Source organism: Salipiger bermudensis (genome assembly GCF_019801965.1).
Classification (GTDB): Bacteria; Pseudomonadota; Alphaproteobacteria; order Rhodobacterales; family Rhodobacteraceae; genus Salipiger; species Salipiger bermudensis_A.
Genome location: NZ_JAHVIA010000008.1, coordinates 12,809 through 36,488 on the forward strand (window position 1 = coordinate 12,809; position 23,680 = coordinate 36,488).

Consider the following 23,680-nt stretch of genomic DNA (forward strand, 5'->3'; position numbering starts at 1 on the left):
CTTTCCGTTCGACGCTTCCCTTGCTAGGGGTTGGAGCGCACTCTAGGTCAAGCGGAAAGTTGGGGGGAGGGGCGCGTAGAGACGGGCAGGGGCCGGATCGGGGGGGCTTCGCCCGTGATCCCCTCAATCTTTCCAGCGGAACTCGGATGGGCTCCGCCCGAAAACGCCTCAAACGCTCCCCCGGAGCGTTTGCCGGGCCCCAAGAGGGGCCCGGACCGGCGTTTACACCATCATTTCCTTGGTGGCCGAGAGGGTGATCTCGGGATAGTCGCGCACCACGCGGTCGATGTCCCATTGCAGGCGGGTCATGTAGACCACGTCGCCGTCATTGTCGTGGGCGATGTGCTGCTTGTTGGCGTTGACGAATTTCTCCACCGCCGCCTTGTCGCCATGCGCCCAGCGCGCCGAGGTGAACTGCGAGGCCTCGAAGCGGACCGGCAGGCCGTATTCCTGCTCGATCCGCGCGCCCAGCACCTCGAACTGCAGCGCGCCGACGACGCCCACGATGTAGCCCGAGCCGATATTCGGCTTGAAGACCTTGGCCGCCCCCTCTTCGGCGAACTGGAACAGCGCCTTCTCGAGATGCTTGGCCTTCATCGGGTCGCCCGCGCGCACGCCCTGCAACAGCTCCGGCGCGAAGGACGGGATCCCGGTCACCTTCAGCGCCTCGCCCTCGGTCAGCGTGTCGCCGATGCGCAGCTGTCCGTGGTTGGGTATGCCGATGATGTCGCCGGCCCAGGCCTCTTCCGCCAGCTCGCGGTCGGAGGCGAGGAACAGCACGGGGGCGGTGATGCTCATCGGCTTCTTGGAGCGCACGTGGGTGAGCTTCATGCCGCGGTTGAAATGCCCGGAACTCAGGCGGACGAAAGCCACCCGGTCGCGGTGCTTGGGGTCCATGTTTGCCTGCACCTTGAAGACGAAGCCCGAGACCTTCTTCTCGTCGGGCGAAATCTGCCGCGGCTCGGCGCTGGTCGGCTGCGGCTCGGGCGCGAGGCTGCCGATGCCGTCCATCAGTTCCTTGACGCCGAAGGAGTTGATCGCCGAACCGAACCAGATCGGCGTCATGTGGCCTTCAAGAACCGCCTGCGGATCGAGCGCCGGCAGCAGCTCTCGCGCCATCTCGATCTCTTCCTTCAACTGCTCGAGCAGTTCTTCCGGGACGTGCTCGGCCAGCTTCGGGTCGTCGAGCCCGTCGATCTTGATCGATTCCGCCACCTTGTTGCGGTCGGCCCGATCCATCAGCTCGAGCCGGTTGCGCAGCATGTCATAGCAGCCGACGAAATCGCGCCCCATGCCGATCGGCCAGGAGGCCGGCGTCACGTCGATGGCGAGGTTCTCCTGGATCTCGTCGATGATCTCGAAGACGTCGCGCGCCTCGCGGTCCATCTTGTTGCAGAAGGTCAGGATCGGCAGGTCGCGCAGGCGGCAGACCTCGAAGAGCTTCTGGGTCTGGCTTTCCACACCCTTGGCGCCGTCGATCACCATGATCGCCGCGTCGACCGCGGTGAGCGTGCGGTAGGTGTCCTCGGAGAAATCCGAGTGGCCGGGCGTGTCGACGAGGTTGTAGCGGAAGGTGCCGTAATCGAAGGACATGGCCGAGGCGGAGACCGAGATCCCGCGCTCCTGCTCCATCTTCATGAAGTCCGAGCGGGTGCGCCGCGCCTCGCCCTTGGCGCGCACCTGTCCGGCCATCTGGATGGCGCCGCCATAGAGCAGGAATTTCTCCGTCAGCGTGGTCTTGCCGGCATCCGGGTGCGAGATGATCGCAAAGGTGCGGCGGCGGGCGATTTCCGCGGGGAGGTCGGGGCGGTTCGAGGGCGTGTCCAGCATGAGCGCGCATATAACGCCGGCCATGCGCCAAGGGAAGAGCGGCCTGCGCGGAACCGGCGCCGCGCCTCGCGGGTTCTGACCGCGACACAGGAGGACCGACCATGGCCAATCCGAGCCTGAAGAACGAGAAACTCTACGACGACCTGCGCGATGAGGGCATGTCGAAGGAAAAGGCCGCCCGCATCTCCAACGCGCAGGCGAATGATGACATGCACCCCTCCGAGAAAGGCGGCAAGGCGCCGCCCTACGAGGAATGGACCAAGGACGATCTGTATACCCGCGCGCAGGAGATCGGCATCGACGGGCGCTCGGACATGACGAAGGACGAGCTCATCGAGGCGCTGCGCAATCATTGAACGCCTCTCCGGTCGGCTGGCCTGCGCCGGACGCTCCGTATCACGGAGCCCCATCACCCGCGCCCGGCCGCAAGGGACGGCCTGCCTCCGGCGGGAGTATTTTTGACGAAGAGAAGCTTGGGGTGCTGCGCTGATGACTTCTCTGGTTCAAAATACCTCGGGGGTGAATTGGCGCAGAGCGCCAAGAGGGGGCAGCGCCCCCCCTATCCAGAATCTCCCGGCACTCTCCGTGCACCGAGCGATGTCGCCTCGATCAGCCGCTCGACGACTTCCGCAGCAGCTCCGCGAGGTCGGGGCGGTCAAGCAGCGCCTCCTGCACCTCGAGATCGCGGTGATCGCTGCGGCTGTGCCCGGGCAGCAACTCCGAGAGCCGCCGGTGCAGCTCGTCGGGCAGGGCGGCATGGGTGCGGGTGTCGATCAGCATCGATTCGGCCGCAATGCCCTCGGCATAGATGATCTGGTGGTGGTCGAAGAGCATCTGGTAGTAGTCGACGAACCCGCCCTGGACCCGGCAGATGCTGTCGCCGTTCACCAGGTGGCGCGCCTTCACCAGCAGTTCCGAGCGCCCGGCGCCGATCTGGTCGCGGCGCTGGTAGATGAACAGGCGGTGGTCCGGGCTCACCAGGAGATCGCCGGAATTGTTCAGCACGCCTTCGCGGATCAGGATCGGGGCGAACTCACCCACCGCCCGGACCGTATGCTGGCCGAGCCAGCGGATCTCCTGCGGACCGTCGTCCCGGGTCAGCACCCGGTCGCCGACCGCAAGCTCCTCGACCGGGCGTTGCGCGCCGGAGGCGAGGGTGATCATCGTGCCGCGGGTGAAGGACACGCAGGCCGCCTGGGCGAATTTCTGCAGCGCCGCGTCGTGGCTCACGCCCACCAGCGCCAGATCCTGGCGCGGATCGAGCGGCGCCAGCGGCAGGAACAGGATCCCGGCCACATCGCCATCTGGGTCGGTCTCGACCAGCACCAGCCCTTCCGTGGTGTGCCCGTCACCGGACATGAAGGTCAGCACGCAGTCGAGATGCAGATCGGCGCCGGGCGTGCCGATCTCGCTGTCCGCGGCGATGCGAAACGGCGATTGCGCCGCCGGGTAGAGGCTCAACCGATGCCGCCCTGCCACCGGCGACAGCCGGTAGATGTCGTCCGGCACCAGCTCTTCGGCAAAGCTGAGCCCGTCGCCGAGATTCGCGCCATTGACGACACGGATCTGGTCGGCGCGATAGACGGTGACGCCATGCGCGGTGCGCGTGCCTTCAGCCTCGGTCATGTCGGGTCGGCCCCTGCCTCTTCTCCTGGGCGCCCGGATCGGCGCAACGAGACCGGCGCCTCGGCGGCCGGCTCATCGGGGCATTGTATGCCAAACCATTGTGGCATCAAATGGGTCCGTGGCCGGCGTTTTCCCGGCCGCCCGGGCAAGGCCCGGAGCCAACACGGAGACTGAACAGATGGATCTAGGAATTTCCGGCAAGCGCGCGCTGGTCTGCGCCTCCTCGAAGGGGCTGGGGCGCGGCTGCGCCGAGGCGCTGGCCGAGGCCGGCTGCACGCTGGTAATGAACGCGCGCAGCGCCGGCCCGCTCGACGAGGCCGCCGGCGAGATCGCCGAAGCCCACGGCGTCGAGGTCACCGCCATCGCCGCCGACATCACCGATCCCGAGGGCCGCGCCGAGGTGCTGGCCGCTGCCGGCGCCTGCGATATCCTGGTGACCAACGCCGGCGGCCCGCCCCCGGGCTACTGGACCGACTGGGACCGCGGCGATTTCATCGATGCGCTCGACGGCTCGATGCTCTCGCCCATCGCGCTGATGCAAGCGCTGGTGCCTTCGATGATGGAGCGCGGCTGGGGCCGGGTGGTCAACATCACCTCGCGCTCGGTCAAGGCGCCGCTGCTGCCTTTGGGCCTGTCCAACGCCGCCCGCTCTGGCCTCACCGGCTTCGTCGCCGGCACCTCGCGCCAGATCGCCGAAAAGGGCGTCACCATCAACAACCTGCTTCCGGGCGTGCACGACACTGCCCGCATCGACCAGATGGACGACGTCATGGCGCAGCAGAAGGGCATCACCCGCGACGAGGCCCGAAAGATCCGCGCCGCCGGCATCCCCGCCGGCCGCTACGGCGATCCGGCCGAGTTCGGCAAGATGTGCGCCTTCCTCTGCTCCGCCCATGCCGGCTACATCGTCGGCCAGAACATCGTGCTCGACGGGGGCGAGACCTTTGCCACGATCTGACACGCAAGCAGCTTCTTCTGGCCAAAAATATCCCGGGGGAGTCGCCCGGAACGGGCGACGGGGGCAGCGCCCCCGCGCTCCTTTGGCTAGCGCACAACCGGTGCCACGGGCGCAGCGCCCCCAACCCTGCGGTGCGCATGGCCCGCGGTCCTGACGGCAAGGGCGGCGGCGCGGGGTTTTCCCTCGCCGACCAGCTCTTCAACGCCGAGAGCGCGGGGGCGCTGGCACAGGAGGCCTCCGCGCTGCCCGGTTTCGATCCCGGGCGCTTCCTCGACTTCGTTTTGCCGCGCTTCCAGGGCCTTGGCGTCCACGCGCGCCTCGCCGTTTTGGCGGATGGGCTCGAGGCGCAACTCCCGAGTGATTTCAGAGCGATGGCCGAGGCTCTTGAGGCAATGCTTCCAGAGCCGCTCGACCCGGCCCGCAAGGACGACGATTTCGGCCGCTTCATCCACGCGGTGCATGGCGTGCTGGCGGCGCGGCATGGCATCGAGCATCCAGAGCGTGCGCTCGACCTGCTGCACGCTGCCACCCAGCGCTTCTCGATGGAATACGCCATCCGGCCGTTCCTCAACCGCTGGCCCGATCTCGTGCTCGCGCGGATGCAGGACTGGGCCTGCGATCCGCATTACCACGTGCGCCGGCTGGTCTCCGAGGGCACAAGGCCGAAGCTGCCCTGGGGCATCGGCATCAGCCTCGATCCGCGCGCGCCGCTGCCGTTGCTCGATCTCCTGCAGGCCGACGACACCCGCTTCGTCACCCGCTCGGTCGCCAACCATCTCAACGACCTGGGCAAGACCCACCCGGAAGCGGTGCTCGACCGGCTGAGCGCCTGGCGCGATGCCGGCACGCAAGAGCCGCGCGAGCGCGACTGGATCGCCCGCCATGCCCTGCGCACCGCCGTCAAGCGTGGTGAGCCGGGCGCTCTGGCGCTGCTGGGCTACCATCCGGACATCGCGCTCAGCGCGCGGCTCGAGATCCCCCCGGCGCTGCGCATCGGCGAGGTGCTCGACATCGCGGCCACGCTCGAGAGCCCGGAGCGGGCGCCGGTGCTGGTCGACTACCGGCTGCGCTTCGCGCGGCCGAAAGGCAGCGCCGAGAAGGTCTTCAAGCTGAAGGCCGCCGAGCTTGCGCCGGGCAAGCCCCTGACGCTCGGCAAGCGCCACCGCATGAAGGGCGACGCCACCACCTTTCGGCTGCATCCGGGGCCGCACGCGGTGATCCTTCAGGTCAACGGGCGCGACGTCGCCGAGGCCGACTTCACCTTGTTGGCGTGACGGTCAGGCGGCGTCGCGCGCGCGGAGGCACCGATCAGGCGGTCGTTGGTCGAACACATGCGTCGCGGCGTCGGAGCCCGCGCGAGGCGCCGTCGCGACACGCCGCCCGGTGTTTCACTCCGCGGCTTTCAGCGAGTCTTCCCCGCCCGTGTCGTCGGCGCCGCGATAGGGCCGGGCCGGGAAGGGCGACACCTCCTCCCAGAGGATGGTCGGCGCCTTCACCCGCTTTGCCGCCCGCGCCAGCGCCCAGTCCTGCGCGGCGCGGCTGCCGCGGCCCAGCGACAGCGCTGCCAGCGCCCGGGAGATCCAGCCGAGATAGGTGTTGAACCAGACCCGGAGCGCCAGCATCGCGGGGGTGAAGACCAGCGTCAGCACCGTGGCGATGGCGAGGCCGAAGACCACCGCGGTGGCGAGCGGCTTCCACCACAGCGAGGTCGGGCTGTCGATGGCGTAGCCACCGCCGAAGAAGTCGAGGCTGAGGCCGATCATCATCGGGAACAGCCCCGCGATGGTGGTGATGGTGGTCAGCAGCACCGGGCGGATGCGGTCCTCTGCGGTGCGGATGATCGCCTCGATCCGCGGCATGTAGCGCGAATACTCCTGGAAGGTGTCGATCAGCACGATGTTGTTGTTGACCACGATCCCGGCCAGCGCCACGACGCCGGTTCCGGTCATGATGATCGAGAAGGTCTGGTCCATCACGATCATCCCGAGGAAGACCCCGGCGGTCGAGAGAACCACCGCCAGCAGCACCAGCACCGCATTGTAGAAGCTGTTGAACTGCGCCAGCAGGATGATGAACATCAGTGCCAGCGCCGCCGAGAAGGCCTGTCCGAGGAAGGCCTGGCTGTCGGCCTCCTCCTCCTGGTCGCCGGTCCATTCCCAGCTGACCCCCTGCGGCAGCGGAGCGCCCTCGAGCCACGCGGTCAGCGAAGCGATGCGCTCGTTGGCATTGACCGGGACAACCTGCAGCGCGCCGCGCTCGGCCAGCGCCGCCGGGTCGGCATCGCCCTCGAGCTGCGTCAGCTCATAGGCGGTGCCGCGCAGCGTGAGATCGCCCGCACCCGAGCCGGCCTCAAGCCCGTAGCCCACCGTCTCGCCGTCGCTCATGAATTTCACCAGCCCCTCGCGGACCCCGGCCTTGATGTCGAAATGGCGCTTCTGGTCGACGCGGTTGATCTCGGCGAGCTTGGCCACCGGTTTGCGGCTGATGAAGTTCGACAGCGGCACCAGCCCGTCCCGGGTCCGGACCTTGAGGCTGTCGAGGGTCGAGAGCACCCTGTCTTCCTCGGGCAGGCGCACGCGGATGTCGATCTCCTCGTCGGAGCTGTCGACGCGCATGGTGTCGAGCGTCAGGCCGCGGGTGACGAGCTGCACCATGGCGCCCACGGTGGCGACATCGGCGCCGTAGCGGCCGGCCTTCTCGACATCGACGTCGATCTGCCAGTCGATGCCGGGCAGGGGACGGGTGTCCTCGATCTGGCGCAGCCCCGCGGTGGCATCGAAGCGCGCCCGGGCGGTTTCGGTGGCGGCGAGCAGGTCGTCCCAGTTGTCGGCCTTCAGGCGCAGGTGCACCGGCTTGGCCGAGGCCGGCCCCATGGCGAGATCGAGGATCTCGATCTGGATGCCGGGCAGGGCCTGCATCGCCTCGGTCAGCTCCGCGAGCACCAGATCGCCGTCGAGCTCGGGCCGGTCGCGGCGGTTCTCCCAAGGTATGATCTCGAGCTGGATCTGGCCGATGGTGTCCTTGGGAGGCTCGGCGCCGCCGGTGTTGGAGCTGAGCCCGCCGTCGCCGGAGAAGGCGAAGGCGGTGTCGATGCCGGGATGGGCGAGGACGATGCGTTCGGCGCGTCGGACGAGCGCGTCCTTCTCGGCCAGCGAGAGGTTGCCCCGGGCGCGGACATAGACGATGGCCTGCTCGGGCTCGCTCTCGGTGAAGAACTCGGTGCCGTTGTTGTTCTCGCCGTAATAGCCGAAGACCGAGATCACGAAGAACACCACCGCGCCGATGGTCACCACCGGCATCACCGGGTTGGCGGTGATGAGTTGGATCAGCCAGCCGAAGGGCGTGCGGCGGTACTGCGCCTTGATGCGCTTGCGGCGGTGCTCGATGCGAGCGGCATCCAGCGTGATCGAGGCCATGACCGCGAAGGCGAGGAAGACCGCGATACCGGGGGCGCGGGCGGTGTAGCCGGTGAAGGGCGAGTGGAACAGGAAATCCGGGTTCAGCACCATCATGGCGCCGATGAACATGCCCAGAAGCGCCACCGGCACCAGCGCCGCGCGCGCCCACCAGTTCGGCAGGCGGCGGCGCAGGCGCTCGCCCTTGCGGTGCAGCCCGCGCGAGAACCGCCCCGAGACCCCGCCCATCACCGGCAGGTAGATCAGCGCCACCACCAGCGAGGCCGAGAGCACGAAGATCAGCGTCACCGGCAGCATGCCCATGAACTGCCCCGCCACGCCGGGCCAGAACAGCATCGGCAGGAAGGCGCAGAGCGTTGTGGCGGTGGAGCTGACCACCGGCCAGAACATGCGCTTGGCGGCCTCGACATAGGCGTGCATCGGCCCGGTGCCCTGCTCGATGCGCTTGTCGGCGTATTCCACCACCACGATGGCGCCGTCGACCAGCATCCCCACCGCGAGGATCAGCCCGAACATGACGATGTTGGACACGGTGATGCCCATGCCGAGCAGCAGCAGGAAGCAAAGCAGGAAGCTCGTCGGGATGGCGAAGCCCACCAGGAGCGCCGCGCGGGTACCGAGTGCGCCCAGCACCACGATCATCACCAGCGCGATGGCGGTCAGCACCGAGCCCTCGAGCTGCTTGACCATGCTGTCGACGATGCGGCTCTGGTCGTTGCTGGCGGAGACCGTGACGGCGGCGCGCAGCTCCGGCGGCCAGCCGGCCTCGGCCTCGGCCACCACCGCGCGCACCTCGGCTGAGGTGTCGATGAGGTTGAAGCCCTTTCGCTTGACCACCTGCAGCGCCACCGTGCTGTCGCCGTTGAAGCGTGCGGTGCCCTCGCGGTCCTCGAAGGTCAGGCTGATGGTGGCGAGCTCGCCCAGAGTCACCACCCGGTCGCCGTTGACCTTCACCGGCAGGTCGTAGATGTCGCGCGGCTCGTCGAAGCTCGAGGGTATCTTGACCGAGAAGGCGCCGGTCTCGGTCTCGACCTCGCCGGCGGCGACCAGCAGGTTGTTGTTCTGCACCACGTTGATCAGCTCGCTCGCGGTGACGTTGTAGCTCTCGAGCCGGAGCGGATCGATGACCACCTCGACCATCTCGTCGCGGTTGCCGGCAATGCCCGCCTCGAGCACCGAGTCGAGCGCCTCGACCTTGTCCTGCAGGTCTTTCACCACCTGCGCCATGGTGCGCTCGGGCACCGGACCGGTGAGCGAGATGATCAGGATCGGGAATTCCGAGAAGTTGATCTCGTTGATCGAGTAGCTCTCGGCCCCGTCTGGGAAGCTGCCCTCGGCGGTGTTCATGGCGTCGCGCACGTCGGCCATGGTCTCGGACTTGTTCCAGCCGAACTCGAACTCAAGCGCCACGCCGGCATAACCCTCGGAGGCGACGCCCGAGAGCGTCTTGAGCCCGTCGAGATCGGCGAGCTCCGTCTCCATCGGCTTGACCAGCAGCTTCTCGGCATCCTCGGCCGAGATGCCGGGGAAGGGCACCGAGATGAACAACGCCGGGATCTCGATATCCGGCTCGCCCTCCTTGGGCAGGGTGGCATAGGCATAGGCACCGGCCACCAGCGACAGGAAGATGAAGGCCAGCACCATCCGGGCGCGTTCGGCGGCCCAGTCGACGAGGCCGGTCACTGCACGACCTCCTCGAAGCTCGGCCGGACCGCGACGCCGTCGGTGACGTATTCCTGCCCCACGGTGATCACGTCGACGCGCTCTGGCAGGCCCGAGACCCAGATGCCGCTGCGGGTGTCGCGCAGGACGCTGACTGGGAGGAACGCCGCGGTGCTGTCGGCCGAGACCACGCGGATGCCGAGGCGGCCGTCATCGTCGAGGGTGAGCGCCGATTGCGGCAGCAGATGCGCCATGGCGCCGTCTGCCTCGATGGCGATCTCGGCGGTCTGGCCGGCGCGGATCGCGAGATCGGGATTGGGCAGGGTGATATCGACGCGGAAGGTGCGGGTGGTCTCGTCGGCGCGGCGGGCGATGAAGGTGACCTCGCCCGCGACCTGCTGCGCCCCCACCAGCCGGGCGCCGGCGCGGGCGCCAGGGCGGACGCGCGCGATATCGGCCTCGGGCACGTAGCCTACCAGCCGGATCGGATCGAGCTGCAGCACCGTGGCGCAGCGCGAACCCACGGTCATCAGCGCGCCGAGCTCGGCGCTGTCATCCTCGAGCACGCCGGCGAAGGGCGCGGTGATCGACAGGTGCTCGACCTCGGTGCGGGCGCGGGCGACGGCGGCGCGGGCGCTCTCGATCTGCGCCTCGAGGCTGTCGGTGCCGCTGTCGGCGGATTTCAGCCCGGCCTCGGCGCTGCGCACCGCCGCCTCGGCGGCGCGCTGTCCGGCGCGGGCCGAGGCCAGCGTGGTGCGCGAGGAATAGCCGCTCTCCGAGAGCTTCTCGGCGGCGGTGAGAGTGATCTGCGCCTCTTCAAGCTGGGCCTGCGCCTGCGCCAGCGCGGCCTCGGCCTCGGGCACCCGCGCCTCGACCTGCGGGCGCTGCGCCTCGGCCTCCGCGAGCGCCGCCTCGGCCTCTGCCAGCGAGGCGCCGGAGGTGCCGGGATCGAGCGCGCAGAGCAGCTGGCCGGCGGTGACTGCGCTGCCGCGCGGAAGCGGCTCGGAGATCACCCGTCCGGTGGTTTCGGACAGCACATCGACCTCGCGGAAGGCCTGGCTCTGGCCGCGCAGGAGCACCGCGTCATCGATCTCCTGCGCCGTCGAGTGCCGCGCGATGACCGCCACGGCGCCATCCTCGGCAGGTTGCGCCGCGGGCTCTTCCGGGGCCTCCTCCGCCGCTTGCGCGCCGTCTTCGGAGGCGGCCGCCTCGGTCGGGGCGATGTCGCGCGCGAAGCCGAGCAGGCGATCGCGCTCAAGCACCACACCGTAGAGCACGGCCATCACGACAAGCGCCGTCAGGATCGAAAGGATACGCATGGGTCGGGACTTTCCACTCGGCTCGAGAACACGGGTCGGAAGATATTTCGAAACGATACGCCCGCAATGCGACCATTTCGATAACTGGGACGTGGTCGAACGCCAGGGTGGCGCCTGAACCGACCCGTTCAGATTATCCCGCTTCGCGAGACCGATCAAGCACCGTGCCGCTTGCCTGCCCGGCTGGGCAGGGCGCCGCCACGGCTTGGTCGGGAGATGCCTTGGCAGTGCCTGCCGCGGCCTGTAAGAGGGGGCCGACAAAGACTTGTGAGGCCGCCCTTGAGCAATCCCGACAGTTTCATCGACGAAGTCACCGAAGAGGTCCGCCGCGACCGGCTCTTCGCCGCCATGAAGCGCTATGGCTGGATCGCCGTGCTTCTGGTCATCCTGCTGGTCGGCGGTGCCGCCTGGCGCGAGTACAGCAACGCCCAGAGCCGCGCCGCGGCGCAGGCGCTTGGCGACGAGATCCTCGCCGCGCTCGAGGCCGACGAGGCCGGGGCGCGCGTTGCCGCGCTCGCCGAGATCGAGGCGCCGACGCCCGGCGCCGAGGCGGTGATCGCCATGCTGACCGCCTCCGAGGCGGCCCGCGCCGAGGACATGGAGGCCGCCGCGCTGAGCCTCGAATCCGTCGCCGCCAATGGCGAGGTGCCCGAGATCTACCGCGAGATCGCCAGCTACAAGGCGATGAGCCAGGCCGGCTCCGGCCTCTCGATCGAGGAGCGCCGCGCCGGGCTCGAGTCGCTCGCGGTGCCGGGCAAGCCGCTGCGCCTGCTGGCCGAGGAACAGCTCGCGCTGCTCGACATCGAGGCCGGTGACCGGGTCGCTGCCGAGGAGCGTCTGCGCCGCATCGTCGAGGATTCCGAGGCCACCGCCGGTTTGCGCCAGCGCGCCTCGCAGATGATCATCGCCCTTGGCGGCGCGCTGGATGCCAGCTAAACCGATGCAAACACATCAGGTCTGACGGGTCTCTCCGTCAGATCGACGCGTGACAGGCGAAAGACGGGGGCAGTGGACTTGCGCAACACCACCATCACGGCGGGGCTTCTCGGGCTGACCATGCTGTCGGCCTGCTCGGAGCCAGAGGTCATCCTTCCCGGCGAGCGCTTCGGCGCCCGCGAGGTGCTCCAGGACAGCGGCCCGGCCGAGATCACACCGGCCAACACGTCGCGTGCCGTGTCGCTGGCGGCCAGCACCGTCAATGCCGGCTGGGCGCAGAGCCCGGCCTCGCCATTTGCACGGGTCGAGAACGCGGCGCTGAATCGCGCGCTCACCCCGGTCTTCGCGGTCGATATCGGCGACGGTGATGGACGCCGCCGCCGCATCAATGTCGATCCCGTGGTCTCCGGCGGCCGGATCTACACGATGGACTCCGAACACATGGTCAGTGCCGTCAGCAGCAGCGGCCAAGTGCTCTGGCAGAAAAGCATGGTGCCCGAGCGTGAGCGCACCGGCCAGGCACAGGGCGGCGGGCTCGCCGCCGCTGACGGCCGGCTCTACGTCGCGACGGGCTTTGGCCGCCTGACCGTGCTCGACGCCGCCAGCGGCGCCGAGATCTGGGAGCAGCGCCTCGGCAACACCGCCACCGGCGCGCCCACCGTGGCCGGCGGCCTCGTCTACCTCACCTCGGGCGACAGCCGCGCCTGGGCGCTCGAGGCCGACACCGGCCGCATCCGCTGGCAGATCGACGCGCCCGAGAGCCTCGCCAACGTTGCCGGCGCGCCGGCCCCGGCGCTGAGCGACAAGTCGGTGGTCTTCGCCTTTGGCAACGGCTCGGTTCAGACGGCCTTCCGCCAGGGCGGCATGCGCCTGTGGAGCGCCGACGTCGTCGGCAGCCGTTCCGGCTCGGCGCTGGCCTTGGTCGGCGATATCACCGGCGGGCCGGTGATCGCGGGCAACCGGGTCTTCGTGGGCAACCACTCGGGCCGCGTCGTGGCCTTCGATCTCGGCAATGGCGAGCGGCTCTGGACCGCGCGCATGGGCGCCCGCGGCCCGGTCTGGCCGACCGGCGATTCGGTGTTCCTGGTGTCGGACCAGAACCAGCTGGTGCGGCTCGATGCCGCCAGCGGCGACCAGGTCTGGGCTGTCGACCTGCCGGGCTACGAGCCGGTGCGCAAGCCGCAGCGCCGCCGCGACAGCGCCTTCTCCCATTACGGTCCGGTGATCGCCGGTGGCCGCCTGGTCGTGGCCTCCTCCGACGGGCTGCTGCGCAGCTTCGATCCGGCCTCCGGCGCGCTCATCGCCGCCACCGAGGTGGCGGGCGGCGCGACCACCGCTCCGGCCATCGCCAACGGCACGCTCTACGTGGTGACCAAGAAGGGCCAGCTCGTCGCCTACCGCTGAGCTGGCAAGGATGAATGTGGCAGGACGCCCGTGACGGGGTGTCTGCATGAGGGGGGCACGGGGCTGATCCGTCGCCCCTTTCGCCGTGCCGGCAAATGCGTTATCGGGGCGGCTTGTGATCTGGGAGTCAGGACATGACCTTCTCGCTGGCCATCGTGGGCCGCCCCAACGTGGGGAAATCGACGCTGTTCAACCGGCTTGTGGGCCGGCGCCTCGCCCTGGTCGACGACCAGCCCGGCGTGACGCGCGACCTGCGTGAAGGCGAGGCCAAGCTCGGTGACCTGCGCTTCACGGTGATCGACACCGCGGGGCTCGAGGATGCCACCGATGACAGCCTGCCCGGCCGCATGCGCCGCCTGACCGAGCGCGCGGTCGAGATGGCCGATGTGTGCCTCTTCATGATCGACGCCCGCGTCGGCGTGACGCCGACCGACGAGATCTTCGCCGACATCCTGCGCAAGCGCGCCAAGCACGTGATCCTCGGCGCCAACAAGTCCGAGGGCTCGGCGGCGGATGCCGGTGTGCTCGAGGCCTACGCGCTGGGGCTGGGCGAGCCGCTGCGGATCTCGGCCGAGCATGGCGAGGGCATGCCCGACCTCTACGGCGCGCTGCAGCCGCTGGCCGACGGCTTCGCCGAGCGCGCCGCCGAGGAAGCGCCCGAGACCGATGTGAGCGTCGACGAGGAGGTCTCGGAAGAGGCCGACGAGGGGCTCCCCGAGATCACCGCGGCCAAGCCGCTGCAGATCGCCGTGGTGGGTCGGCCCAACGCCGGCAAGTCGACGCTGGTCAACAAGATCATCGGCGAGGATCGCCTGCTCACCGGCCCCGAGGCCGGCATTACACGTGACGCGATCTCGGTGCGCACCGAGTGGGGCGGGGTGCCGATGCGGATCTTCGACACCGCCGGCATGCGCAAGAAGGCGCGGGTGCAGGAGAAGCTCGAGAAGCTGTCGGTCTCCGACGGCCTGCGCGCGGTGAAGTTTGCCGAGGTCGTGGTGGTGCTGCTCGACGCGGCGATCCCCTTCGAACAGCAGGACCTGCGCATCGCCGACCTCGCCGAGCGCGAGGGCCGGGCGGTGGTGATCGCGGTCAACAAGTGGGACGTCGAGGACGAGAAGCAGGAGAAGCTGCGCGACCTCAAGGAAGCCTTCGAGCGCCTTCTCCCGCAGCTCCGCGGCGCACCGCTGGTGACCGTCTCGGCCAAGACCGGGCGCGGCCTCGACCGGCTGCAGGCCGCGATCATGAAGGCCTGGGAAGTCTGGAACCGCCGCATCCCCACGGGGCAGCTCAACCGCTGGCTCGAGGGCATGATCGCGAGCCACCCGCCGCCCGCGCCGCAGGGCCGCCGCATCAAGCTGCGCTACATGACCCAGGCCAAGACCCGGCCGCCGGGCTTCGTGGTGATGTGCTCGCGCCCGCAGGACATGCCCGACAGCTACACGCGCTACCTCGTCAACGGGTTGCGCGAGAGCTTCGACATGCCCGGCACGCCGATCCGGCTCTACATGCGCGGGCAGGGCGACAAGAACCCCTACAAGGGCCGCCGCGAGAAGAATGCCGGCGCGCTGAAGAAACACCTCGGCAAGAAGAAGGGCTGACGCCCGCGGTGCCGCTGCGCGGCGCTCTTCTCGTATTGCAGGGGGCGCTGCCCCCTCTTGGCGCTTTGCGCCAATTCACCCCCGAGGTATTTTTGAACCAAAGAAGTCAGGAGCGCTGTGCCCCTGGCTTCTCTTCGTCAAAAATACTCCCGCCGGAGGCAGGCTGTGCGCTGCGGCCGGGAGATGGTTTCGGGACAGCAGCGCCGCGATCAGTCCATGTCGCCACCGGCGGGCAGAGCCTTGAGATAGGCGGCGACGGCCTCGCGGTCGGAGGCCTCGAGCTTTGCGAAATTCTCCACCACTGCCACCATGTGGCCGCCTGCGCTGTCGTAGTCCGGGGTGAAGCCGCTTTCTAAATAGTAGGCGATTGAGCTTGCGTCCCAGTCGAGCTGGTCGGGCGTCAGGCCGGGGATCGTTCCCTTGCCGCTGGGATTGGGCGCGCCGGTGAGCCAGGCGGAGCTGTCGAGCCCGCCCAGCCCATCGCGCGGCGTGTGGCATTCGCCGCAATGGGCCAGCGCCTCGACCAGGTAGCGGCCGCGCTCGAGCTGGGCGTCGGGCACCTCGCGCATCACCCAGTCGTCGCTGGCGTAGAGCAGCTTCCAGGCACCGACGCCGCGGCGGATGTTGAACGGGAAGGCGACCTCGTGCGGCTCGCTGGGCATATCGGAGGCGGGCAGGGTGAGCAGGTAGGCCCAGAGATCGGCCACGTCGGCGTCGCGCATATGGGCATAGGCGGTGTAGGGGAAGGCCGGGTAAAGGTGGCGGCCCGAGGGCGAGATGCCCCGCATCACCGCGTTGGCGAAGGCCGTGAGGCCCCAGTCGCCGATGCCCTGCTCGGGATCAGGCGAGATATTGGGCGCCACGAAGGTCCCGAACTCGGAGGCGAAGCGCTGGCCGCCCGAAAGCACCAACTTGTCTTCGCCCTCGGCATCGGGGGCGTGGTGGCAGGAGGCGCAGCCGGCGGCGGTGAAGACCCGCTCGCCGGCGGCCGGGTCGCCGGTCATGCCGGCGAAGCGCGCCTCGGGCAGCCGCTTCGGCGCGGTCAGCACCCATCCGGCCCCGGCGGCGGCGATCGCCACCAGGACCACTGCTGCGATTGCCTTGCGCATGGATCAGTTCTGCGGCGCGCGGTAGCTGTCGTGGCAGGCCTTGCAGGCGCCGCCCAGACCGCCCATCGCCGGGCCGATGGCCTCGGCGCCGTTGCCGGCGGCGGCCTGCATCGCCGTGGCCGCCTCGCCGAGCGCACCCCACTTGGCAGCGAAATCCTCCCAGTCGTCCCAGATCTCGGATTTGGCGCGGGTGCCGTCCATGTCCATCTCGGACGAGCCCTCGGGCCAGAGCGGCCCCTGGTGGATCATCGAGACCGCGACCAGTGAGTCGGCGGCGGCCTGCGCCGCTTCGGCATCATACTCGGTCTTGCCCTGGGCCATGTCGCCGAGCGTGCCGAGATTGATCGCGAGGATGCGGAACTGGCCCTGGCGGGCCTTGAGATGGCCGGCGTAATCCTGGGCGCTGGCGGCACCGGCCGTGCAGAGCGAAAGGGCGGTGACGGCGGTCAGAATGCGATGCATTGAAATCTCCCTGTGGGTGTGAGTATTTCTACCTATGGGTGCCAAGAAGGCTAGCTCGACAACCTTGCCCTGGCAAACCCAGCCTTGTCGCTCGTCGGTCCTGTGACAACAGGAGAGTTGCGGTCCCGCCAGCTTGCCATGCTGCTAAACGTTCTCGTGATCCGCTATCTTTTGCCGGTAAAAATTGTTTAGAAACAGTTTTCTGGAGATCTTATTTCGCGTGATAAAAGAGGTCAATCACGTCAGCGGCGTGGGTGAGCTGACATGTCGCTCGCCAAGTCGTGATGGCGCGCGCTGGGGACATAGCGGTCCCGAGCGGGCGAGATCGTGCTCCAAGCCCGGGTCGCGGACGGCGCCGAGAGCCCCGATTGGCCCGGCGCGCAGGCCGGACGGCCGAGATCGGGCCGGCACCGGCGCTCCGATGCGGCGTAGGCGGGCCGACTGCCCCTCGCGAGGGCCCGGGGCACCGCTCGGGCGCGGGGATCAGCCCTCCGGGAAGCGGACCTTGCCGATGAACGGCAGGTTCCTGTTCCTTTGCGCGAAGTCGATGCCGTAACCCACGACAAACTCATCGGGAATCTCGAACCCGGTCCAGTCCGCCTTGAGCGCGACCTCGCGCCGCGCGGGCTTGTCGAGCAGGGCGATGGTGCGCAGCTTGCGGGGCTCGCGCGAGCCCAGCAGCTTGAGCACGTGATGCAGGGTGAAGCCGGTGTCGACGATGTCTTCCACCACCAGCACGTCGCGGCCCTCGATCGGCGAGCGCAGATCCTTGAGGATGCGCACCTCGCGGCTCGACTGCATGGCGTCGCCATAGGAGGAGGCCTCGAGGAAATCGACCTCGACCGGGAGGTCGAGCTCGCGCACCAGGTCGGCGATGAACACGAAGCTGCCGCGCAGCAGCCCGACCACCACGAGCTTGTCAGTGTCGCGGTATTCCCGGTCGATCTCGCGCGCGAGGTCTTCGATCCGCGCGGCGATGGTCTTGGCCGAGATCATCTCGTCGACAACATAAGGCCGCTCAGTCATGGCATTCCCCTTGCAAAGACGGCCACAGCATATGAAGAAACCCCCGACCATTGTCACGCGATAAAGGGACGCTAGAAAGACTGTCATGCCGACCCACTCCGAGACCAAGCACCTGCCGTATAGCGCCCAACAGATGTATGATCTGGTGGCCGATGTGGGCAGCTATCCCGAGTTTTTGCCCTGGACCGCAGCGGCGCGCATCCGTTCGACCGAGGACAAGGGCGATCACACGGTGATGCTTGCGGACCTGGTGATCTCGTTCAAGGTCTTCCGGGAGCGCTTCGGAAGCCGCGTGACGCTCTATCCGGAACAGAAGAAGATCGATACCGAATATCTCGACGGCCCGTTCAAGCACATGATTTCCAAGTGGGAATTCGAGGACAAGCCGGACGGTGGCGTCGACGTGCACTTCTTCGTCGATTTCGAGTTCAAGAACCGCATCCTGCAGGGCGCGGCGGGGATGTTCTTCTACGAGGCGATGCAGCGCATCGTGCGCGCCTTCGAGCGCCGCGCGGCGGAGCTCTACGGCGGGCAGGGCTGAGGCAGCTCAGTCGGCGCTGAGCGCGCTCTGCAGCAGCTCGAGCGCATGGTGGGTGGCGGCCTCGCGGACGTTTCCCCGTCCCAATGCACCGAATTCGATCGTTTCGCTGATCGTGTCGCCGGCGGCTGCCAGCGCGAAGCAGACCATGCCCTCTGGCTTGAGCTCCGAGCCGCCGGGGCCGGCGACGCCCGAGATTGCCACGGCGAAATCCGCCTCGGCCGCGGCGCGGGCGCCCTCGGCCATCTCGCGCGCCACCTCTTCCGACACCGCGCCGTGCAGCGTCAGCGTCTCGCCGCGCACGCCGAGCAGGTCCTGCTTGGCGGCGTTGGAATAGGTGACGAAACCGCGGTGGAAGATATCGGACGCGCCCGCGACATCGGTGATCGCCGCCGAGACCTTACCGCCGGTGCAGCTTTCGGCGGTGGTGATCGTGGCGCCGCGTTCGCGGGCCAGCATCAGGATTTCGCGGGCAAGGACTTCGGTCACATCAAGACTCCGTGGGCAAGCGCGGCAAGCGCGATGCTGACGATAGCAGAAAACACGCCGGCGATCACGTCGTCGAGCATCACGCCCATCGCGTCGCCCCGGCGGTCGGCTTTACCCACCAGCCACGGCTTCCAGATGTCGAACAGTCGGAAGAAGACGAAGGCCGAGATCCAGCCCGGCCAGAGCCGCCAGACATCGACCGACATCATCATTGCCCCGTAGCCCACGGGGAAGAGCGCGATCCACTGGCCGACGACCTCGTCGATGACGATCCACGAGGGATCGTGGTCGGCGGCGTTGGTGGTCATGCGCTCGGTGGCAATGAGGCCCAGCACGAAGGCCGCCACGGTGGCGGCGGCGAGCAGCCAGAAGCCACCGGCGACCAGCAGCAGATAGGCGACGGGCAGGGCGGCGAGCGAGCCCCAAGTGCCCGGGGCGGGCTTCAGGAAGCCGACATAGAAAAAGGAGGCGATGGCTTTCATGGTTTCACCAGCGTGGCTGTTGCAATGGCGGCGATGCCCTCTTCGCGGCCGGTGAAGCCCAGCCGCTCGGAGGTGGTGGCCTTGATCGAGACCCGGTCGGGCTCCATGCCCATGATGCGGCACATCTCGGCGGTCATCTCGGGCGCATGGGGGCCGATCTTGGGGCGTTCGCAGACCAGCGTGAGGTCGATATTGGAGATGGTGTAGCCCTTGGAGCGGGCCAGCTCGACGGCGTGGCGCAGGAAGATCTCGCTCGCGGCGCCCTTCCACTGCGGATCGCTCGGCGGGAAGTGGCGGCCGATATCGCCCTCGGCCATCGCACCGTAGAGCGCGTCGGTGACCGCGTGCATGCCGACATCGGCGTCGGAATGGCCCTGCAGGCCGCGCCCGTGCGGCACCTTGATGCCGCAGAGCACCACGTGATCTCCCTCGCCGAAGCGGTGCACGTCATAGCCGTTGCCCAGCCGGATATCCATTTGATGCCTCTCCTTCAGCAGTGCCTCGGCGCGGGCGAAATCGTCCGGGCCGGTGATCTTGAGATTGCGTTCCTCGCCCGGAACGATGGCCACGTCCAGCCCGGCGGCGCGGGCGACCTCGACATCGTCCGCCGCCTCGCCGGGATGCGCCGCGTGGGCCGCCACGATGGCATCATAGCGGAAGCCCTGCGGGGTCTGGGCGCGGTAGAGCCCGCTGCGGTCGCGGGTGCCGGTGACGCGGATGCCGTCGCCGGTCCAGAGCGCGTCGGTGACGGCGAGCGCGGGCGCGGCCCCGGGCGCGGTGTCGAGCGCGGCGATCACCGCGTCTAACAGATTTCGGGACACGCAGGGGCGGGCCACGTCGTGGATCAGCACCCGTTCCGGTGGATCGCTCGCCAGCGCCTCGAGCCCCGCACGCACCGAGCCCGCGCGGTCTGCGGCGCCCTCGACCAGCGTCACCGGGAGGCCCTCGCAAAGCGCCTCGGCGCGCGGCCTGTCATCGGGGTGAATCACCAGGATGATGCGGGGCAGGTGGGCATAGGCCCGAAGCGTCCAGAGCGCCACCGGGGCGCCGGCGATCTCGCGCCACTGCTTGGGCAGCGCGCCCCCGGCGCGGGTGCCGCGGCCGGCGGCGACGATGATGGCGGCGGTGGTCATGTCTGGCGTCCTTCCCGCCACCCTCTCTAGGCGCTGCCCCGGCGCTGCGCAATGCGACCTGAAGAGGCGATCAAAAATTAAGCAAGCTGCGACAAGATGGGGCGATAAACCCTTTGGGCAATTGAATGTCGCGACATCACAGGTTACCTCACAAGCATCTGCACAAGGAATAGGCGCTTGAGTATCCTCCTCGGAGATAGGTCGATCACTCCCCCCGTCCTGCTGGCTCCGCTGGCGGGAATCACCGATCTGCCCTTCCGCACCCTCGTTTCGCGATGGGGCGCGGGGCTTGTGGTGTCCGAGATGATCGCCTCTGGCGAGTTCCTCACAGCGCGCCCCGGAACCCGCGAGAAGGCCGAGCTCGGCACCGCCATCGAGAACACCTCGGTGCAGATCGCGGGCCGCGCGCCGGAGCCGATGGCCGAGGCCGCGCGCATGGTCGCGGATATGGGCGCGCGGGTCATCGACATCAACATGGGATGCCCGGCCAAGAAGGTCACCGGGGGCTACTCGGGATCTGCGTTGATGCGCGATCCCGACCACGCGCTGCGGTTGATCGAGGCGGTGGTCGAAGCGGTCGACCTGCCGGTGACGCTCAAGACCCGGCTGGGCTGGGACGATGGCAGCCTCAACGCGCCCGAGCTTGCGGCGCGGGCCGAGGCGGCGGGCATCCGGATGATCGTCATTCACGGCCGCACCCGCTGCCAGTTCTACAAGGGCCGGGCCGACTGGGCGGCCATCCGCGAGGTGAAGCAGGCGGTGAGCGTGCCGCTGGTCGCCAATGGCGATATCACCGATGCGGAGAGCGCCCGCGAGGCGCTGCGCCTGTCGGGGGCCGATGGCGTCATGGTCGGGCGCGGGGCGCAGGGCGCGCCCTGGCGGCTGGCCGAGATCGCCCACGCGCTTTACGGCGCCCCGAAGCCCGAGATCCCCGAGGGCGCGGCGCTGACCGATCTGGTGCGCGAGCACTATGACCGGATGATCGAGTTTTATGGCCCCGAGCTTGGCGTGCGCTGCGCGCGCAAGCATCTGGGCTGGTACATGGACGCCGCTGGCACCGAGGCGGCGATGCGCCGCAAGGTGCTGACCGAGCGCGATCCCGCCCGGGTGCGCGCAGAGCTCAAGCCGGCGCTTGAAGAGGCCCTCGAGGAGGCCGCATGAACACCGAGATCCAAGGCCAGCTCTGGTCCTCCCTGCCGATCCCGGCGATCCTTCTGGACGCCGAGGAGCGCATCGCCGACATGAACCCGGCCGCCGAAGGCTTCATGAACAACTCGGCCAAGTGGCTGATCGGCCAGCCGATCTGGGATCGGCTCGCGGTCGACGCGCCGCTCGAGGAAAGCCTCGCCCGGGCGCGCGAGAACGGCACGCCGCTGTTCGTCAACGATGTCGATGTCGGCACCGGCTCGCGCCCGCCGCTGGTCTGCAACCTGCAGATCGCGCCGGTGCAAAGCCATTCCGGCTGGTTCATCATGCTGATCTCGCCGCGCGAGCTGGCCGGGCGCATGACCCAGAGCCACTCGGTCAAGTCGGCGGCCAAGTCGGCCATTGGCATGGCCGAGATGCTGGCGCACGAGATCAAGAACCCGCTGGCCGGCATTGCCGGCGCGGCGCAGCTCCTGAGCATGAGCCTCAGCAAGGACGATCTCGAGCTCACCGACCTGATCGTCGCCGAGACCCGCCGCATCGTGAAGCTGCTCGAGCAGGTCGAGCAGTTCGGCAACCTCTCGGCGCCCGAGAAGAAGGCGGTCAACATTCACGACGTGCTCGACCGGGCGCGGCGCTCGACCCAGCTTGGTGCCGGGGCGCACATGAAATTCATCGAGGAATACGACCCCTCGCTGCCGCTCGCCCATGGCGATCCCGACCAGCTTCTGCAGGTGATTCTGAACCTGCTGAAGAACTCGGCCGAGGCGGCGGACCAGAAGGCCGGCGGCACCATCCGCCTGCGGACCTTCTACGAGCATTCCTTCCGCATGCGCCGGGCCGACGGCACGACCCAGAAGCTGCCGCTACAGGTCGAGGTCATCGATGACGGCCCGGGCCTGCCCGACGACATCAAGGGCGACGTGTTCGACCCGTTCGTCTCGGGCAAGGAGAACGGCACCGGCCTCGGCCTCGCGCTGGTCTCGAAAATCATATCCGACCATGACGGCTGGATCTCGGTGGACTCCGTCCCCGGCCGCACGGTCTTCCGCATTTCGCTTCCGCGCGCCCCGCGCGAGACTGAGGAGAAGAGCTAATGGACGGCACCGTTCTTGTCGCTGATGACGACCGCACCATCCGCACGGTCCTGACCCAGGCCCTGACCCGCGCCGGCTGCAAGGTGCACGCGACCTCGTCGCTGACCACGCTGATGCGCTGGGTCGGCGAGGGCAAGGGCGACGTCGTGATCTCGGACGTGGTCATGCCCGATGGCAACGGGCTCGAGATGCTGCCCAAGATCCACCAAGACCGGCCCGAGCTGCCGGTGATCGTGATCTCGGCGCAGAACACCATCATGACCGCGATCCAGGCCGCCGAGGCCGAGGCCTATGATTACCTGCCCAAGCCCTTCGACCTGCCGGACCTGATGAAGCGCACCGCCAAGGCGCTCGACAACCGCAACCGGACGCCGAAGCGCGAAGAGGTGGCAACGATCGGCGCCGACGGCCCCGACGAGCTGCCGCTGGTCGGCAAGACCCCGGCGATGCAGGCGCTCTACCGCCTCGTGGCGCGGGTGATGAACACCGATCTGCCGGTGCTGATCTCGGGCGAGAGCGGCACCGGGAAATCGCTGATCGCGCGCGCGATCCACGATTTCTCCGACCGTCGCACGCTGCCCTTCGTCACCGTGACCGGCGCCGACCTGTCGGATCTCGAGGGCCCGGCGCGGGTGCTGGCGCGGGTCAAGGGCGGCACTCTGCTGATCGACGAGATCACCGACATCCCCGACGAGATCCAGGCCCGCGTGGTGCGGATGATGGATATCCCCGGCGAACACGTGCCGCGCTTCATGGCGACCTCGCAGGGCGATCTGGCGCAGGCGATGGAAGAGGGCCACGTCCGCCAGGATCTCTATTACCGCCTCTCCGGCGCGACGATCAACGTGCCGAGCTTGCGCGAGCGGGTCGAGGACATCGCGCTGCTGACCGATCACTTCCTTGCGCGCGCCGAGCGCGAGGGCGCGCCCAAGCGCTGGCTCTCGGCCGATGCCTCCGAGCTCTTCCGTGCCTATAGCTGGCCCGGCAACGTGCGCCAGCTCGAGAACTCGGTGCGCCGTCTGAGCCTGACCAGCCGCGCCGAGGAGATCAGCCGTCCCGAGGTCGAGGCGGTGCTGGGCAACCAGCCCGATACCGGCCCGATTCTGCGCGGCGGCGATGCCGAGAAGCTCGGCACCTCGGTGGCCCGCCACCTGCGCCGCTATTTCGACCTGCACGGCAACATGCTGCCGCCGCCGGGCCTCTATGCGCGCATCCTCAAGGAGGTCGAGGCGCCGCTGATCGAGATCGCGCTCGAGGCCACCGGTGGCAACCAGGCGAAATGTGCCGATCTTTTGGGAATCAACAGAAATACGCTGCGAAAGAAGATCACCGACCTCGATATTCGCGTGACACGCCGCCGCAAACTGATGTAAAAGGGCCACATAGATGTGGCCGCGCTGCTTCGCTTTCGGTGAAAGCGGCGAAGAAGCCACAGCATATGGCGGTTCG

General features: G+C 68.5%; 20 protein-coding genes. 10 read left to right on the forward strand and 10 right to left on the reverse strand.

Features of this window, described 5'->3' with window-relative positions; all coding sequences use genetic code 11:
- Window positions 1-222 precede the first annotated feature (222 nt).
- Entirely contained in the window at window positions 223-1,830 is a 1,608-nt protein-coding gene (locus KUV62_RS17490; protein ID WP_222605026.1) for a peptide chain release factor 3, read from the reverse strand.
- Window positions 1,831-1,931: 101 nt separating this feature from the next.
- Here KUV62_RS17490 and KUV62_RS17495 point away from each other — a divergent pair, with 101 nt between their 5' ends.
- The gene (locus KUV62_RS17495; protein ID WP_222605027.1) at window positions 1,932-2,186 is read left to right on the forward strand and encodes a Rho termination factor; all 255 of its coding nucleotides are present in this window, start codon (window positions 1,932-1,934) and stop codon (window positions 2,184-2,186) included.
- Window positions 2,187-2,439: 253 nt separating this feature from the next.
- On the opposite strand, the gene KUV62_RS17500 is transcribed toward KUV62_RS17495, so the two are convergent.
- Window positions 2,440-3,456: a Hint domain-containing protein gene (locus KUV62_RS17500; protein ID WP_222605028.1), complete on the reverse strand. Its 1,017-nt coding sequence runs from the start codon at window positions 3,454-3,456 to the stop codon at window positions 2,440-2,442.
- A 178-nt stretch (window positions 3,457-3,634) separates the two neighbouring features.
- Between KUV62_RS17500 and KUV62_RS17505 the strand changes: the two genes are divergently transcribed.
- Together KUV62_RS17505 and KUV62_RS17510 are read left to right on the forward strand one after the other, a co-directional pair.
- A complete protein-coding gene (locus KUV62_RS17505) occupies window positions 3,635-4,414 on the forward strand; it encodes an SDR family oxidoreductase (protein WP_222605029.1) in 780 nt (259 codons plus the stop codon).
- A gap of 137 nt (window positions 4,415-4,551) precedes the next feature.
- Entirely contained in the window at window positions 4,552-5,688 is a 1,137-nt protein-coding gene (locus tag KUV62_RS17510; RefSeq protein WP_222605030.1) for a hypothetical protein, read from the forward strand.
- Between the two features lie 114 nt (window positions 5,689-5,802).
- On the opposite strand, the gene KUV62_RS17515 is transcribed toward KUV62_RS17510, so the two are convergent.
- On the reverse strand, window positions 5,803-9,513 hold the full coding sequence (locus tag KUV62_RS17515; protein WP_222605031.1) for an efflux RND transporter permease subunit: 3,711 nt from the start codon (window positions 9,511-9,513) through the stop codon (window positions 5,803-5,805).
- Window positions 9,510-10,811: an efflux RND transporter periplasmic adaptor subunit gene (locus KUV62_RS17520; RefSeq protein WP_222605032.1), complete on the reverse strand. Its 1,302-nt coding sequence runs from the start codon at window positions 10,809-10,811 to the stop codon at window positions 9,510-9,512. The genes KUV62_RS17515 and KUV62_RS17520 overlap by 4 nt, the downstream gene beginning before the upstream one ends.
- Before the next feature lie 279 nt (window positions 10,812-11,090).
- On the opposite strand from KUV62_RS17520, the gene KUV62_RS17525 reads away from it, so the two are divergent.
- The 3 genes from KUV62_RS17525 (at window position 11,091) to der (ending at window position 14,749) form a co-directional block, all read left to right on the forward strand.
- Window positions 11,091-11,747 (forward strand): tetratricopeptide repeat protein, encoded by a 657-nt coding sequence (locus KUV62_RS17525; RefSeq protein ID WP_222605033.1) that lies wholly within the window; start codon window positions 11,091-11,093, stop codon window positions 11,745-11,747.
- Window positions 11,748-11,825: 78 nt separating this feature from the next.
- Window positions 11,826-13,151 carry a PQQ-binding-like beta-propeller repeat protein gene (locus KUV62_RS17530; RefSeq protein WP_261395761.1) on the forward strand — a complete coding sequence of 442 codons (1,326 nt, stop codon included), beginning with the start codon at window positions 11,826-11,828 and terminating at the stop codon, window positions 13,149-13,151.
- 134 nt (window positions 13,152-13,285) lie between these two features.
- On the forward strand, window positions 13,286-14,749 hold the full coding sequence (der, locus tag KUV62_RS17535; RefSeq protein WP_222605034.1) for a ribosome biogenesis GTPase Der: 1,464 nt from the start codon (window positions 13,286-13,288) through the stop codon (window positions 14,747-14,749).
- Between the two features lie 209 nt (window positions 14,750-14,958).
- On the opposite strand, the gene KUV62_RS17540 is transcribed toward der, so the two are convergent.
- The 3 genes from KUV62_RS17540 to hpt form a co-directional block, all read right to left on the reverse strand.
- A complete protein-coding gene (locus KUV62_RS17540) occupies window positions 14,959-15,858 on the reverse strand; it encodes a cytochrome c (protein WP_222605035.1) in 900 nt (299 codons plus the stop codon).
- A gap of 3 nt (window positions 15,859-15,861) precedes the next feature.
- A complete protein-coding gene (locus KUV62_RS17545) occupies window positions 15,862-16,320 on the reverse strand; it encodes a c-type cytochrome (protein WP_222605036.1) in 459 nt (152 codons plus the stop codon).
- A gap of 483 nt (window positions 16,321-16,803) precedes the next feature.
- Window positions 16,804-17,346 (reverse strand): hypoxanthine phosphoribosyltransferase, encoded by a 543-nt coding sequence (gene hpt, locus KUV62_RS17550; protein ID WP_222605037.1) that lies wholly within the window; start codon window positions 17,344-17,346, stop codon window positions 16,804-16,806.
- A gap of 85 nt (window positions 17,347-17,431) precedes the next feature.
- Here hpt and KUV62_RS17555 point away from each other — a divergent pair, with 85 nt between their 5' ends.
- Window positions 17,432-17,887: a type II toxin-antitoxin system RatA family toxin gene (locus tag KUV62_RS17555; protein WP_222605038.1), complete on the forward strand. Its 456-nt coding sequence runs from the start codon at window positions 17,432-17,434 to the stop codon at window positions 17,885-17,887.
- A 6-nt stretch (window positions 17,888-17,893) separates the two neighbouring features.
- Here the strand turns inward: KUV62_RS17555 and KUV62_RS17560 are convergent, their stop codons facing one another.
- Genes KUV62_RS17560 through KUV62_RS17570 form a run of 3 tightly spaced genes read right to left on the reverse strand, consistent with a single transcriptional unit; the run spans window position 17,894 to window position 19,988 of the window.
- A complete protein-coding gene (locus KUV62_RS17560; RefSeq protein ID WP_222605039.1) occupies window positions 17,894-18,373 on the reverse strand; it encodes a CinA family protein in 480 nt (159 codons plus the stop codon).
- A complete protein-coding gene (locus tag KUV62_RS17565; protein ID WP_222605040.1) occupies window positions 18,370-18,855 on the reverse strand; it encodes a phosphatidylglycerophosphatase A in 486 nt (161 codons plus the stop codon). The genes KUV62_RS17560 and KUV62_RS17565 overlap by 4 nt, the downstream gene beginning before the upstream one ends.
- Window positions 18,852-19,988 (reverse strand): bifunctional 2-C-methyl-D-erythritol 4-phosphate cytidylyltransferase/2-C-methyl-D-erythritol 2,4-cyclodiphosphate synthase, encoded by a 1,137-nt coding sequence (locus KUV62_RS17570; protein WP_222605041.1) that lies wholly within the window; start codon window positions 19,986-19,988, stop codon window positions 18,852-18,854. Before KUV62_RS17570 ends, KUV62_RS17565 begins: the two co-directional genes overlap by 4 nt.
- 177 nt (window positions 19,989-20,165) lie before the next feature.
- Between KUV62_RS17570 and dusB the strand changes: the two genes are divergently transcribed.
- The 3 genes from dusB to KUV62_RS17585 are packed head-to-tail and all read left to right on the forward strand — an operon-like array spanning window position 20,166 to window position 23,604.
- Complete coding sequence (gene dusB, locus KUV62_RS17575) at window positions 20,166-21,149, forward strand: tRNA dihydrouridine synthase DusB (protein ID WP_222605042.1); 984 nt, start codon at window positions 20,166-20,168, stop codon at window positions 21,147-21,149.
- Window positions 21,146-22,231: a two-component system sensor histidine kinase NtrB gene (locus KUV62_RS17580; protein WP_222605043.1), complete on the forward strand. Its 1,086-nt coding sequence runs from the start codon at window positions 21,146-21,148 to the stop codon at window positions 22,229-22,231. Before dusB ends, KUV62_RS17580 begins: the two co-directional genes overlap by 4 nt.
- Window positions 22,231-23,604 carry a response regulator gene (locus KUV62_RS17585; protein WP_222605044.1) on the forward strand — a complete coding sequence of 458 codons (1,374 nt, stop codon included), beginning with the start codon at window positions 22,231-22,233 and terminating at the stop codon, window positions 23,602-23,604. Before KUV62_RS17580 ends, KUV62_RS17585 begins: the two co-directional genes overlap by 1 nt.
- Window positions 23,605-23,680 lie beyond the last annotated feature (76 nt).